This window comes from Burkholderia sp. PAMC 26561 (assembly GCF_001557535.2).
Classification (GTDB): Bacteria; Pseudomonadota; Gammaproteobacteria; order Burkholderiales; family Burkholderiaceae; genus Caballeronia.
In genome coordinates this window covers 1,356,452-1,370,690 of record NZ_CP014306.1, presented here as the reverse complement: position 1 = coordinate 1,370,690, position 14,239 = coordinate 1,356,452, and the positions used below count along the sequence as shown (strand labels likewise).

Sequence of the window (14,239 nt, the reverse complement as noted above, 5' to 3'; positions counted from 1 at the left end):
GACCGGACCGCGCCGCCCGCGAGATTACATCTTGACCACGTCCAGCAGCGTCTTCTTGCCGCCCTTGTAGTCGTACAACGAGATCACGCCGTGCTTCAGGTCGCCCTTCGAATCGAAGGTCGTCTCGCCAATCACGCCCTTGTAATCCGTATTCGGCATTGCTGCGACGATCTTTGCCGGATCGGTCGAGTTGGCGCGCTTCATTGCATCGACAATGATGTACACCGCGTCATACGTGAACGGCGCGTAGATCTGGATCGGCGCACCGAAACGCTTCTGGAACTTGGCCGCGAATGCCGGGCCGCCTTCCATCTTCTCGAGCGCCATGCCGGCTTCCGAGCAGACTACGTTGTCGGCTGCATCGCCTGCCAGGTCGGCCAGCTTTTCCGTACACACGCCGTCACCCGCCAGCACCTTGGCGCGCAGGCCAAGTTGCTTGGCTTGCTTGGCGAACGGGCCGCCGGTTGCGTCCATGCCGCCGTACATCACCGCGTCAGGATTCTCACCCTTGATCTTCGTCAAGATGGCGCGGAAGTCGACAGCCTTGTCGTTGGTCGCGTCGTGCGACATCACGTTCAGGCCAAGCGACTTGGCGGTCTTTTCGAATTCGTTCGCGAGACCCTGGCCGTAAGCCGTCGAGTCATCGACAATTGCCACGCTCTTCATCTTCATCGTCTTGGCGGCGAAGTTGGCGAGCGCCGGGCCTTGCTGTGCGTCGGTCGCGACCACGCGATACGTCGTCTTGAAGCCTTGCTGCGTGTAGGTCGGGTTGGTAGCCGACGGGGAGATCTGGACGATGCCTGCATCGCTATAGATCTTCGATGCCGGGATACTCGTGCCGGAGTTCAAGTGACCAACCACGCCGACGACCTTGTCGTCGACCAGCTTCTGGGCAACTTGCGTCGCCGTGCGCGGGTCGCCCGCGTCATCTTGCGGATCGAGTTGAAGCGTGATCTTCTGGCCGCCGATCGTCAGACCCTTGGCATTGATTTCTTCAACTGCGAGGCGCGCGCCGTTTTCGTTGTCCTTGCCCAAGTGAGCAATACCGCCGGTCAACGGTGCAACGTGACCGATCTTGACAATCTCGTCGGCCATTGCCGTTGTTGCCATCGAGGCGAACAGCAGCGCTGCAGCGCTAATAGGCAACAATTTGTGAAGCTTGGTGTTCATGTAAGTCTCCAGTTTCGGTCCCAAAAACAACGTTGTCGCCCTGTGCCCCGCCTTTCATCACGGTGGTTCAGCCCCGTGGACGACCACGCCGGATGCATCGTCATGCACTTGGCAAGTCCTTCAGCCGGCCATTTTTGACGGCCGTCATCCGTACTGCGCGCAAGTGTAGGGTTGTCAAATTAATTTGGGGAAGTTTTTTAGGATACTGGTGTTGCTACTAATAAGAGACTAGTTGAGAAGCCACTGGAAATGTGCTGGTGCAGCGCGCAAAGGCCCTGTTCATGCGGTTCTTCAGGGCACGCGTTGCTGCGTGGGTAAGGTTGTCGCGGGTTTTATCGGATCGCGCCGGTATTATCCCGGCCGCTAACCAGTTGGATTCAAACACTTAATAGAGCATTAACTCCAAGGCGTTTTCTAATCGCGTTGAGGCACCCGCCAACGTGGTGTCCGGGCGATTTCCTACAGGCGCTTTACAGCCCGGACGTCCGCCAGCAAGCGGCAGGGAATGGTGGCACACTGCCTTGCGGTTTTTCCACCCTCGTTTTTCGGCGTGTTTTTTCGCCCCTTATTATTCAGCAATCAGTCAGGAGCTTCACTATGACCGTTTCATCCCGATGGATCGACATTCCCGCCAGCGGCGACAGCTTCCAGGGTTATCTCGCGTTGCCGAAGGCTGGCAAGGGCCCGGGCGTGGTGATCATCCAGGAAATCTTCGGCGTGAATTCGCACATCCGGGCGGTCGCCGATCAATACGCAGCCGATGGTTACGTGGCGCTTGCCCCAGACATCTTCTGGCGCATCCAGCCGCGCGTGGAACTGGGCTATGACGGCGCGGATCGCAACAAGGCGATGGAGCTGTACGGCAAGTTCGACCTCAACCTCGGCGTTGCCGACGTAGGCGCCGCCGCGGATGCCTTGCGCGCGTTGCCCGAAGTCACTGGCAAGGTCGCGGGCGTGGGCTATTGCCTGGGCGGGACGCTGGCGTATTTATCGGCGGCGAAGGGTTCGTTCGATATCGCCGTGGCCTACTACGGCGGCGGCATCCACACACTATTGGATCAGGCGGACAGCGTGAAGGCGCCGATCCAGTTCCACTACGGCGAGCTCGACGCCCACATTCCGGCTGACGGCGTTGCTGCCGTCAAGCAGCGTTTTGCGGCCAAGGATGCGCAGGTCTTCACGTATCCGGACGCGGACCACGGCTTCAATTGCACGGATCGTGCGTCGTACAACCAGAAGGCATCGGCGCTCGCGCACGGCCGCACGCTGACATTCCTCGGCGAGCATTCGTAACCGAACGTGGACTGCACGGCCGCCCGAATGACAAGACGGAACAATAAAACCAAGGGGAAACCGTGCAGTCCGAGTATCTCGATCACGACGCCATCGGCCTAGCGGAGCTTGTGCGTACGGGCCAGGTGAGCGCACGCGAGCTCATCGATACAGCCATCGCACGCGCAGAAGCCGTCAATCCGGCGATCAACGCCATCGTGCTGAAGGATTACCAGGCGGCCCGCAATCGCGCGAGCCGTTCGGGTTTTCCGGCCGATGGTCCGCTGGCTGGCGTGCCTTATCTCATCAAGGATCTCGGCGCGCCGGTCGCGGGCTTGCGGATGTCCATGGGCAGCCGCCATTTCCAGCACTTCATTCCACGCGAGGATTCACCAATCGTCGCGCGCTCGAAAGCGGCCGGGCTCAATATCTTCGGCAAGACAAACACGCCGGAAATAGGCCAGATGCCGTACACCGAACCCGAGCTGTTCGGTCCGACGCGCAACCCGTGGGGACTCGACTACACGCCGGGCGGTTCGAGTGGCGGCGCGGCGGCGGCCGTTGCGGGCGGCGTCGTGCCGCTCGCGCATGCAGCCGATGGCGGCGGCTCTATCCGCATTCCGGCGTCGTGTTGTGGGTTGTTCGGCTACAAGCCATCCAACGATGTCCAGCCGCAACCGTTGCCGGCGCCCGGGGTTTTATCGGTGGATCATGCTGTGTCGCGAAGTGTGCGCGACAGCGCGTTGCTGCTCGATCTGACATCGGCGGGACAGGCCGGCGCGTTTTACCGCGCGGTCAGCGAGCCGTGCGCGCCCTTGCGCATTGGCTATATGGCCGAACCGCAACTGGCGGCGGGGTTATCGGCGGATGTAAAGACCGCGCTCGACGATGCCGCCAAGCTCGCCGAGTCGCTCGGCCACCACATCGAGCCGGCATCGTTCGGACTGGATTTCGATGCCATCGCGCACGCATTCCTCGTGATGTGGGCGGTACTAGCCGAAGAGATCGTGCTGCAGGCCGACAAGGTCAGCGGCCAGAAGCCGAAGCGCGCTGACTTCGAGATTGCATCTTGGGCGATGGCGCATATCGGCCGGTCGATCGGCGAGAAGGACTTGCCCGCGGCGCTCGAATTGCAGCGCCAGGTCATTGCAAGGATGGACGCGCTGATGACCCGCTACGACGTGTTGCTCACGCCCACGCTCGCCGCCGCGCCGTTCAAGATCGGAGCCAGGCAGCCCACGCAGTTCGAGCGTTTTCAAATGGGTGTGTTGACCGCCGTCCCGGTGGAATCCCTGTTGCGGCGAATGCTGGCGGTATCGGCGAAGAAGGCTTTCGACTGGGCCGGATGCACCGAGCTTTTCAATTTCACCGGCCAGCCGGCCATGTCCGTGCCGCTTTACTGGAACGCGCGTGGCTTGCCTATAGGTGTGCAGTTTGCCGGGCGCCGCAACGAAGACGCGACGTTGTTCAGACTGGCCGCGCAACTCGAAGCTGCACGGCCCTGGTTCAGCAAGCGTCCGGCGCTGATGGTCGCACGATGATCACCCGCGCCGCTTCGCAAACCGATAATGCGCGACGCCCCATTCATTGCCCTTTGCATAACCGAACAACTCGGCAACCGCCATATAAAACATGCGCCAGCGCTGAAACCAGACGGGCGCATCAGCCGCGCCGTATGTCTGAACCAGCAACGGCATCAATTCGTTGCGCGCAGCATCGAGATTTTCGAGCCAGTGATTCGCAGTCTTTTCGTAATGCGCGCCGCTCACCCACCATTGCCGGTCGATTGTCAGGTCGTCCTGGAAATGCAGCAACAAGGATTCCGACGGCATCGTCCCGCCAGTGAAGAAGTACTTCGACATCCAGTCGCTGCCGTCCTTCACTTCAAAGTGATAAGCCAGTGTCCGATGCGCGAACACGTGCACAAAAAGCTTCGCGTCTTCGCGCATCCATCCGCAAACCTTGTTAAGCAATAGACGATAGTTCTTCATGTGCTCGAACATTTCTATCGACAGCACGCGATCAAACCCGTCGCCAAGCACCGCTTCGTCAAACTGATAATCGACGATATTCCCTGTCACCACGCGCAAGTTCGTCAAGCCACGCTCGGCCGCCATCACTTCAATAAACTCGCGCTGCCCCAGCGAATTCGATAACCCCACGATCTGCGAGCGCGGATACTTTTCAGCCAGCCACAACGATAACGATCCCCAACCGCAACCCAAGTCGAGAATGCGCTGGCCGTCATAAAGTTGCGCGCGCACGGCGTACTCTTCGAGCATCGCGGTTTCAGCCTGGTCAAGCGTTTCCTTGCCCGTTCTATACAAGCAGCACGAATATTTCAGATGCTCGCCCAGATGCCCGTGAAAAAACTCGGCCGGGACTTCGTAATGCTGCGAATTGGCAGCCTGCGTTTCGATAGCAATGGGACTTGCGCGCAGTTCATCGACCAAACGATTGAAACGCTTGGAACGCGCTTCGCCGTCGTTCAAACCCTCGTCGCGCAGGCGTTGTTTCATCAGCCGGCGCATTCCCAGACGCACGAGCAAGTCCGGAATCCGGCCACGTTCACACCAGTCGATCAGTCGGCTGTCCACCGGCGCTTCCTGTTTTTGTGGCTTTGGCATAGCCGCCTGGGATGACAGATCGCTCATGGAAATACTCCTCGCTATTATTGTTTAAGACTGACGCGGTGGCCACGGAATCAATGCGCTGGTCGTACGCATGTAATCGGCATATCCCGCCCGCTTTTTAGCGGACTCAGCTTCCACCATAGGCACGCCAGATACTTTCATTAAGAGCCACGCCATCAGAACCGGAGGCAAAAGCATCGCGATGATCCATGATCCACTACCCACGGCCAGCGGAATGTACGCAACCCAATGCACGCATTCGAAGAAGTAATTCGGATGCCGCGAGTATTTCCACAAACCCGCGCGGCAGACCTTGCCGTGATTGGACGGATCGGCTTTGAACGCGTGCAGTTGATGATCGGCAAGCGCTTCGCCTGCAATCGATACCACCCAGACCAGCACCGCCAGCGCCACCCACAGGGCACCCGGCGGCGTCAGGCGATAAGCCGGGACAAAAAACGCGATGGACAGCAGCATCGAGATGACGACTTGAAGCTGGAAGAACCAGAACATTTTCTTGTTGGCGTCGGCGCCCCATTGCTCGCGAAACTTGTGATAACGCGGGTCTTCGTCATGACCGGCATTGCGTTTCCACAAGTGAATGCCGAGCCGCATGCCCCACACAAGCCCGCCAATCCCCACGATAACCCGCGTATGCAACTCGCCTTCCGCAAACACGGCGATAAACACGGCAAGCAGGCCGAGTGACATCGCCCAGATGGGATCGATCATTCCGGCATTCTTCGATTTGACCTGCCACGCCCAGACCGCCGAAAAGATAACGATGAGCGCAACAAATGCAATAACGGCAACGGTGAGCAAGGGCATGAAATCCTCGATGTCTTTTTATCGTTGAAATTGGACGGCATCGACTGGGACAGCGAATGACGTTATTTACGCACGCCACCGCTCGGCGGATGCGACTAAGTCATTCAAGAAGGAGCGTATCGACGGTCGACGTTCGTGACAGGCGTCAGGAACGTGAGCATGGGACATTCCCGCAGGGCTCAGCGGGAACGCAGGAACGACGCTCATTGAAGCGTCGAGTTCCTGTCCAGCGTGCGCGAGAACCAATCACGTTCGATTCACGCGCCATTCGGATTTCAAGCCTTCTAAACTAGCGCCGGTAGTCCTTCAACCAGCAGGAATGCAACAAGCACGCCCAACAGTGCACCGAATACGCGTAGCGTGTTCTTGCGGAACTGCGTGGCGCACGGAACCGCGCCTAAAAAGAGAATCCCCGCGAGCGCCATCGGGATGATCAGAATGAAGTCGCCGATCGTGAAGTAGGTGGTCATACTCGTCTCCCATCGTCCGTGCTCAGCGTCCACCTGAATGCGTGAGACGTCGCACGTTCGATTTGAGTATAGGACGCGCTTTTCGCTTTAAACATGCTGCAGTGCGCAAACGTTGCCGCCCTCCAACCCCGGTTCCTTAGCTGACGGGGCTTGGCGTCACGATCTTTTAAGCGGATACGGAATAACCCTTGTATGAAGAAATTTACAACGGACTTTCGTTACATTCACGCGCGAATCTAAACGACCGTTCGCTGTTCTCGTTTTTCGCGCCTGCGCAGGTAGTCCGCCCCGCCCACGCCAATGACCAGCAAAACAAAGACAAGACCGGTCACGCCGCGCCAGCCATCGATGGTCCAGAAATGGCCACCCCACGACCCCAGCACGCTCGATCCGATGTAATACGCGAGCAAGTACAGCGCGGCGGCCTGCCCTTTCGCGCCTTTTGCCAGCAGGCCGACCCATCCGCTTGCAACCGAATGACCCGCAAAGAAACCGAACGTCATGCACGCAATGCCCACGATCACCACAGGCAGCGAGGTCGAGAGCGTCATCGCCACGCCGGCGATCATCAACACGAGCGCCGCGATCAGCACGCGGCCGCGCCCGAAGACATCGGCCATCTTTCCGGACCACGGCGACGCCACCACGCCCGTGAGATACACCACGAAGATCGCGCCGATTTCCGTCTGGTTCAAATTGAACGGTGCCGCGATCAGCCGATACCCCACATAGTTATAGATCGTGACGAAGCTGCCCATCAGCACGAAACCCATCAGGAACAGGAACGGCAAACCGCGGTTTTTCAGATGCCCTGTCAACGCCGTCCGATGATGCGTAAAACCCATGCCCACGCGCGGCACGAAGCGCCTGGACGGCGGCAGCAACGCACGAAACGCAAGCGTGGCGAGCAATCCAAGCACGCCGATCCCGCCTATCGCCACACGCCAGGAAAAGAAGTCCGCGAGAATCCCGCTGATCACACGCCCCGACATTCCGCCGATTGCCGTGCCGCCGACGTAAAGCCCCATCGCGAGGCCGAGGCCATCGGGATGCACCTCTTCCGCGAGATATGCCATTGCGACGGCCGGCACGCCGCCGAGCGCGAGGCCTTCGAGCGCACGCACGATCAACAGGCCGTGCCAGCTCGGCAAGAACGCGGCGATGATCGTCAGGAGCGAAGAGATCGTCAGCGACAGCGTCATCAGCTTATGGCGGCTCCATCCTTCGGAAACGAAGCCCGCGACAAAGATCGCAATGGCAAGCGCAGCCGTCGCCACCGATACCGACAACGCGCTTTGCGCCGGACTCACGCCAAACGTTTTGGTGAACTCAGGAAGGAGCGGCTGCACACAGTAAAGCAGCGAGAAGGTGGCATAGCCTGCAAACAGCAACGCAATCGAAGCGTGCCAGTAAGCGCGTGATCCGCGTTCGAGATAAGGCGTTGGATCGATAGACAACTTGGACGCCGGCGATGAAGTCACGAAGAAATTTCCGGTGGCGAAACGCGTAACGATACCGGGAACCCAACTGTCTCGCCGACGCACGGCCCAAATGCTTTCAGAAAACTTTCGCCAAATCATGTATTACGTTTGCGTCGTTTAGAAACGACGGGAGATGCCGCTCAACGAGAACCGATGCGCTAAAGTAGAGCAACCATTGAGCCGAAATCATTGGTACACGCCACGGTTCATCGCTCTTCTGCAGAGTACACACGCGGCATGGCAGTCTCGTGCACAGACCTTAGAATCCTGTGCTTCATCCAGAACCGACCGGCACGCATCACATCACCCAGGTATCTGCCGGCACATTTCGGGGAGTCATCATGCAAATCGGTTCAATCGTTCGCTCCGTCCATATCGCCGTGCCACAAGGCGCACGCGGCATCGTCATGCGGATTCTTGGCGACATGGCCATGGTTGCCTGGTACGCCGACGAACCCGGCACGTCCGAATTGCTCAACACAGAACCGTTCTTCCTCGAAGACCTGATCGATACCGGCGAACTCGTCCGGCCGACCAACGCGCTCATGCATTGAGCGCGCTGGAGAATTAAGCGCGATATAAGCGCGCGTCGCTGATGCTTCCCCCGGCGATGCGCGTCACAATGCTGGAATGAACCCGAACCATTCCGATGCATCGCGCGCGCCAAACGAGAACCCAACCTCCTCTGGCGACACCGCAAACCCGCCCGCTCCGCCCTTCGCCGATCTCACGCCCGAGCGCATGCTCGACGCGCTCGACAGCGTCCTGATGCCGATTGGTGAACGCACCGACGGCGGCATGCTCGCCCTCAACAGTTACGAAAACCGCGTGTATCAGGTCGGCATGGAAGACGGGCCGCCGATGGTCGCGAAGTTTTATCGGCCGGAGCGCTGGTCCGATAACGCCATCCTCGAAGAGCATGCGTTCGTGGCGACGCTCTACGAGCGCGAAATCCCGGCCGTCCCCGCCCGCACCATAAGCGGCGCGACGCTGCATAGCTTCGAGGGGTATCGGTTCTCCATTTTCGAGCGGCGCGGCGGACGTGCGCCGGATATCGACCGGCCGCAGACGCTGGAATGGCTGGGGAGGTTTATCGGGCGGATTCATGCGGTTGGGCAGATCAAGCCTTACGTTGAACGGCCATCGCTCGATATTCAAACTTTCGGCTACGAACCGCGTGACTTCCTGCTTTCGCACGGTTTTGTGCCGGACGACGTCCGCGAAGCGTACGAGACCGTCGTGAACATGGCGCTGGAAGGCGTCGAGCGCTGCTACGACCGCGCCGGTGATATCAAAAGCATCCGGCTTCATGGCGATTGCCATCCGAGCAACGTGTTGTGGACCGACGCGGGTCCGCATTTCGTCGATTTCGACGACAGCCGCATGGCGCCGGCCATTCAGGACTTGTGGCTGCTGCTGCCGGGGGATCGCGCGGAGGCTTCGCGGGCGCTGGGCGATTTGCTGGCAGGTTACGAGGCTTTCTGCGACTTCGAGCCGCGCGAACTTCATCTGGTCGAGGCGCTCCGCACATTGCGGCTGATTCATTACGCGGCGTGGCTGGCACGTCGATGGAACGACCCCGCGTTCCCGGCAGCGTTTCCATGGTTCAACACGCAACGTTATTGGGAAGACCGGATTCTTGAATTGCGCGAGCAGGTCGGTGCAATGGAGGAAGGGCCGCTCTGGCCCTTGTAATCGCCGCAATCCAAGGGAAGGCGCCGGTCCCCTTACAAACTCGTTGAAAGAAACTATTCAACGTGTAATGATAACGATTCTCATTCGAGAATTGCCTTGGCCGATGCGCATCTGTGTGCATCGGTCAGATGAACCATCCGATATTCCCCCGAATCGTAAGACTGGAGAGACGCGTGAACGCGCCCGAAACCCTTGATCCCGCGTCCAACGCGACCACGATGCAGTACGCGCCGCACGGCGGCAGGCACATCGACGACGCCGACCAGATTTCCCGCAAACAGCGTTCGCGCCGCGCCACGTTCATCAAATGGCTACGCAAAGTGCATGGATGGGTGGGATTGTGGGGCGCGGTGCTCGGGTTGCTCTTTGGTTCGACCGGCTTCCTGCTGAATCATCGTGCGGGCCCGTTGAGGATTTCGAGCGGCGAACCGCAGGTCTCGCAGATGCAACTGGCGCTGCCCGCCCAAGGCCTCAAGTCGCCGATGGACCTCGGCAAATGGCTCAAGAAAGAACTCAAGCTCGAAGGCAATCTCGGCCGGGCGAAACGTGAACCGGCGCATGCGGTGGGCTGGGGCGATCAGAAAACCATGCAGCCGGAACAGTGGACGGTGACGGTGGCGTCGCCCAGCGGGTCGGTATCGGCGGAATATTGGGTGGGGAACGGGTTTGTATCGGTCAAGAAAAGCGAGAACAGCTTTCTTTCGACCATGAGCAATCTGCACAAGGGCGTGGGCCTGAGCGTGGGTTGGGTGCTGCTGATCGATACGCTCGCGGGCAGCATCATCTTGTTGTCGCTGACCGGCGTGTTGTTGTGGACCGAGTTGAACAAACGCAAGACCGTCGGCGCGGTGATCGTGGCGGCTTCGATTGTTGCGATGGTCTGGATGGGGTTGATGTAAGCGCTGCTAGTTGATTCAATAAACAACCCCCGCACGTGCGGGGTTTTTTCGTTCACGCGGGCTTGGCTTTGTTCTTGTTCCCACGCGATAACCACAAATACAAGCCGCTGCCCAGCACGACGATCGTCAGTACGTCGAATGCTGCCCAGAAGATCTTCAGCGGCATGCCGCCGAAATCACCAAAGTGCAGCGGCTGCGAACCGAGCAGCAACTTCAAATACCACGGCAATTCGCGCGAATCGGTGAGCGCGCCGGTTTCGGCATCGATAAGAACCGGGCGCAGCATCCGCGTCGTCAAGATGCCGTCGCCACGCATGAACACCGTGTAGTGATGCGGACTGCTGAAACGCGTGCCGGGAAATGCGACGAACGAGGGAATCATCGATGGCGCCGTGTTGCGCGCGGTCTTTATCGCTTCGTCGATGGACGCGGTTGCGACGACCGGCGGTTTGCCTTGATACGGCGCGAGCATTTGCGCGAGCTGGTCGTTGCGCCAGGCATCGAGCAGAAGGTCGGCGAGCGTGTTGATGGAACCCGTGGCGCCGACGAGCAGCGCCCAGACCAGCGTCAGCATGCCGAGCGCGTTGTGGCCATCGAGCCACGCGATGCGCCGCGACTTTTGATCCGCACGCGACCCAAACCGACCTTCTTCCAGAACGGCAGATAGACCACCACGCCCGAGACGATCGCGGCGACAAACGTCACGCCCATCGCGCCGAGGAACAGCTTGCCAGGCAGGCCGGCGAACATATCGACGTGCAGTTTCAGCAGGATGAATTTCAGCGATCCCTTGCCCGGGGGCGCGCCTAACGCTTTGGCCGTGCGGCCATCGATGGTGGTGCTTTGGGTGTCGTCGGGCGGCGTATCGGCGCGCGGCGCGGTAACGATGATCGGCAGCATGGGTTCATCCGGCTCCCAGATCATGTATTGGGGCACGTGGCCGGGATTTTTCGTCAGCGCGGATTTCAGGATGGCGTCGTAGGTTGCGCGTGCGTTGGCTTGGTTCGCCGGGAGTTCGGGAGCTTCGATGGCATCGCCCAGAAGCACATCGAGCTCGTGCCCGAAGACCAACGGCAAGCCGGTGAGGCACAGCAAGAGCATGAAGGCCGTGCACACGATGCTCGTCCATCGATGGACGAAGGACCAGGTGCGGAGGGATTGGGGGGTGAGCATGAGGCGAATTGCAGTTCGTTCTGGTTGGGTTGCTGGGCGAGTGGGGCGTTGGACGCGTCCAGTTGGCGTCTAAATGAGAATGATTATTATATACGTCGGCGGCCCAGCCTTTCGGTTTGCTTAATGGTCCGGAGAACGAAATTGCTTGGGGTAATATTCAGCCGGGTTTGTTGGGTGATTTATGAGGCGGTTTTGTGGCGTTAATGTGTGGCGGGGGCTTTGAGTTGGGTCGATGAGACTGGCAAGCGCGAACCGGTAGCGACCGGTGTTTTACGGGGAGGTTCGCGGAATGATAGAAGCCAGATTCGTAACGGTTTTATATGGATGAGGCGCTGGCTGTGCAGTTTCTTGGCGATGCTAAGCAGCGTTTTGCAGCAGGTTCGCGGAACGAAGGTGTTGGTGGCTTTGAAAACAGTAGGTTACATGGGATGAGGTCGCGTCCTCACGGGCGCGTGGGTTGAAACGCATCGTTGAGCGCGAGGATATCTCCCGCTTCGTCGCGTCCTCACGGGCGCGTGGGTTGAAACCGCCGCCGCCCACGGTGTATTGGATCGGCACCGTCGTCGCGTCCTCACGGGCGCGTGGGTTGAAACGGGCCATCAACGTAGATCATTGCGCGCAGCCGGTGTCGCGTCCTCACGGGCGCGTGGGTTGAAACGGGCTCATCAGCTCGCCCGTTCTTTATTTTCTAGAGTCGCGTCCTCACGGGCGCGTGGGTTGAAACCAGCCGGAACGCGTCAACCAGCAACGTCGTGCGCCCGCCGTCGCGTCCTCACGGGCGCGTGGGTTGAAACCAGCCCCCTCCGTCGGTATATTTTGACTAACTTAGTCGCGTCCTCACGGGCGCGTGGGTTGAAACAATATTAGCGCCTCCATACGATAAATCCTAATCACGCGTCGCGTCCTCACGGGCGCGTGGGTTGAAACACCGAAGAATGCCCTGCGGTCATCGCGGGGCATTGTGTCGCGTCCTCACGGGCGCGTGGGTTGAAACCTGCTCGCGGTGGACGAGGGACGGATACCGCCAGGGTCGCGTCCTCACGGGCGCGTGGGTTGAAACGACGTAAATAACGCGCTTGCAGAAACGTGGCGGGACGTCGCGTCCTCACGGGCGCGTGGGTTGAAACGACGGCAGTGGACACGTATCGTCCGCCTTACGCAAAGTCGCGTCCTCACGGGCGCGTGGGTTGAAACATGGGTTAGTACTTCGATGCGCGAGATAAAACTCGTCGCGTCCTCACGGGCGCGTGGGTTGAAACGATTCGATGCTGGCCGCCGCGATCCACACCTCAGGGTCGCGTCCTCACGGGCGCGTGGGTTGAAACAGGCCGCCCGGCGGAACACCAATCAGGGTCGCGACGCGTCGCGTCCTCACGGGCGCGTGGGTTGAAACCTGATCGCAATCGAGACGGCAATGCGTCAAGGCGAGTCGCGTCCTCACGGGCGCGTGGGTTGAAACGGTCTGCGGCTGACCACAGCACCGCGCGCGGGCGGTCGCGTCCTCACGGGCGCGTGGGTTGAAACCGTTGTCGATATCGAAGCAGTGATCCAACAGGTTTCGTCGCGTCCTCACGGGCGCGTGGGTTGAAACTTTTCAGGGACAGGGAACATGCCACGCGCATCAAGCGTCGCGTCCTCACGGGCGCGTGGGTTGAAACCCTGATCGGCGGATTCTTTCTCGCGCGATGGGTTGCAGTCGCGTCCTCACGGGCGCGTGGGTTGAAACGATCCCAGCGAGATGCGACCGCGTTTCGTCGTGCCGTCGCGTCCTCACGGGCGCGTGGGTTGAAACGGGCAGCTCGTGAACGAGATCCATCCCTGCTACGCCGCGTCGCGTCCTCACGGGCGCGTGGGTTGAAACATCGACAGCGGCGTAACGGCCGATGTGGTGCGCGTCGCGTCCTCACGGGCGCGTGGGTTGAAACAAGACAATTGGTCTGGATGTGATGTTTGGGTCAGCGTCGCGTCCTCACGGGCGCGTGGGTTGAAACCATTCATGCTTATCCCAACTTGAAAGGGAGCACAGCGTCGCGTCCTCACGGGCGCGTGGGTTGAAACGCTTGGGAGGCTTGGCAAGCCGCACGCGCCACGCGTCGCGTCCTCACGGGCGCGTGGGTTGAAACGATTGTTGACAAGCATCAGTCACACATCGCATCCCGTCGCGTCCTCACGGGCGCGTGGGTTGAAACACCGGCAAACAGGTGCTGCTTTGTATGGACGTCGATGTCGCGTCCTCACGGGCGCGTGGGTTGAAACGCCACGGCGCCTGCAATGTCGCCAACGACGCGTTCGGGTCGCGTCCTCACGGGCGCGTGGGTTGAAACTTTGAGGCCGTTCCAGCCCTGCGGCTGGGTCGTACCGTCGCGTCCTCACGGGCGCGTGGGTTGAAACGCCAGCATCGACGTTTGGCGGAGCTGCAACTATCGTCGCGTCCTCACGGGCGCGTGGGTTGAAACACATGCCGGAAGTGCTCGATTACTCGAGCCGCCTGCTCGTCGCGTCCTCACGGGCGCGTGGGTTGAAACGCCATGAAAACACTCGTCATCGCCACTCTTGCCCTGTCGCGTCCTCACGGGCGCGTGGGTTGAAACAACTTGACGGACGGCGACGAGATTCTC

10 protein-coding genes, 1 pseudogene and 1 CRISPR repeat array (1 of these 12 only partly in view) are annotated in these 14,239 nt (G+C 60.0%); of the genes and pseudogenes, 5 read left to right on the top strand and 6 right to left on the bottom strand.

All coding sequences use genetic code 11. The annotated features are described in order from the left end of the window. Positions 1-24 precede the first annotated feature (24 nt). Entirely contained in the window at positions 25-1,170 is a 1,146-nt protein-coding gene (locus AXG89_RS06445; RefSeq protein WP_062168660.1) for a branched-chain amino acid ABC transporter substrate-binding protein, read from the bottom strand. A gap of 597 nt (positions 1,171-1,767) precedes the next feature. On the opposite strand from AXG89_RS06445, the gene AXG89_RS06440 reads away from it, so the two are divergent. Then, positions 1,768-2,463 carry a dienelactone hydrolase family protein gene (locus AXG89_RS06440; protein ID WP_062168658.1) on the top strand — a complete coding sequence of 232 codons (696 nt, stop codon included), beginning with the start codon at positions 1,768-1,770 and terminating at the stop codon, positions 2,461-2,463. A gap of 62 nt (positions 2,464-2,525) precedes the next feature. Further along, complete coding sequence (locus AXG89_RS06435) at positions 2,526-3,983, top strand: amidase (protein WP_062168656.1); 1,458 nt, start codon at positions 2,526-2,528, stop codon at positions 3,981-3,983. Here AXG89_RS06435 and AXG89_RS06430 read toward each other — a convergent pair whose 3' ends face one another. The 4 genes from AXG89_RS06430 to AXG89_RS06415 form a co-directional block, all read right to left on the bottom strand. Next, positions 3,984-5,096 carry an SAM-dependent methyltransferase gene (locus tag AXG89_RS06430; protein WP_062168654.1) on the bottom strand — a complete coding sequence of 371 codons (1,113 nt, stop codon included), beginning with the start codon at positions 5,094-5,096 and terminating at the stop codon, positions 3,984-3,986. It lies immediately after the preceding gene. Between the two features lie 24 nt (positions 5,097-5,120). Continuing rightward, positions 5,121-5,903, bottom strand: coding sequence for a DUF1295 domain-containing protein (locus tag AXG89_RS06425; protein WP_062168652.1), 783 nt, complete (start codon positions 5,901-5,903; stop codon positions 5,121-5,123). Positions 5,904-6,187: 284 nt separating this feature from the next. Next, the gene (locus AXG89_RS06420) at positions 6,188-6,373 is read right to left on the bottom strand and encodes a hypothetical protein (RefSeq protein WP_047895389.1); all 186 of its coding nucleotides are present in this window, start codon (positions 6,371-6,373) and stop codon (positions 6,188-6,190) included. 236 nt (positions 6,374-6,609) lie between these two features. Continuing rightward, the gene (locus AXG89_RS06415; protein ID WP_062170343.1) at positions 6,610-7,854 is read right to left on the bottom strand and encodes an MFS transporter; all 1,245 of its coding nucleotides are present in this window, start codon (positions 7,852-7,854) and stop codon (positions 6,610-6,612) included. A gap of 341 nt (positions 7,855-8,195) precedes the next feature. Here AXG89_RS06415 and AXG89_RS06410 point away from each other — a divergent pair, with 341 nt between their 5' ends. The 3 genes from AXG89_RS06410 to AXG89_RS06400 all read left to right on the top strand — a co-directional run bounded on the left by AXG89_RS06410 (position 8,196) and on the right by AXG89_RS06400 (position 10,448). Then, positions 8,196-8,408 (top strand): hypothetical protein, encoded by a 213-nt coding sequence (locus tag AXG89_RS06410; RefSeq protein WP_047895387.1) that lies wholly within the window; start codon positions 8,196-8,198, stop codon positions 8,406-8,408. 76 nt (positions 8,409-8,484) lie between these two features. Then, the gene (locus tag AXG89_RS06405; RefSeq protein WP_062168650.1) at positions 8,485-9,549 is read left to right on the top strand and encodes a serine/threonine protein kinase; all 1,065 of its coding nucleotides are present in this window, start codon (positions 8,485-8,487) and stop codon (positions 9,547-9,549) included. 173 nt (positions 9,550-9,722) lie between these two features. Continuing rightward, positions 9,723-10,448, top strand: a complete 726-nt coding sequence (locus AXG89_RS06400) for a PepSY-associated TM helix domain-containing protein (protein WP_062168648.1) — start codon at positions 9,723-9,725, stop codon at positions 10,446-10,448. Positions 10,449-10,500: 52 nt separating this feature from the next. On the opposite strand, the pseudogene AXG89_RS06395 reads toward AXG89_RS06400, so the two are convergent. Then, positions 10,501-11,549 (bottom strand): annotated as a pseudogene (locus AXG89_RS06395) (PepSY-associated TM helix domain-containing protein). 505 nt (positions 11,550-12,054) lie between these two features. Beyond that, a CRISPR array of direct repeats spans positions 12,055-14,239; the repeat unit is 31 nt; unit sequence GTCGCGTCCTCACGGGCGCGTGGGTTGAAAC; it runs 826 nt beyond the window's last position.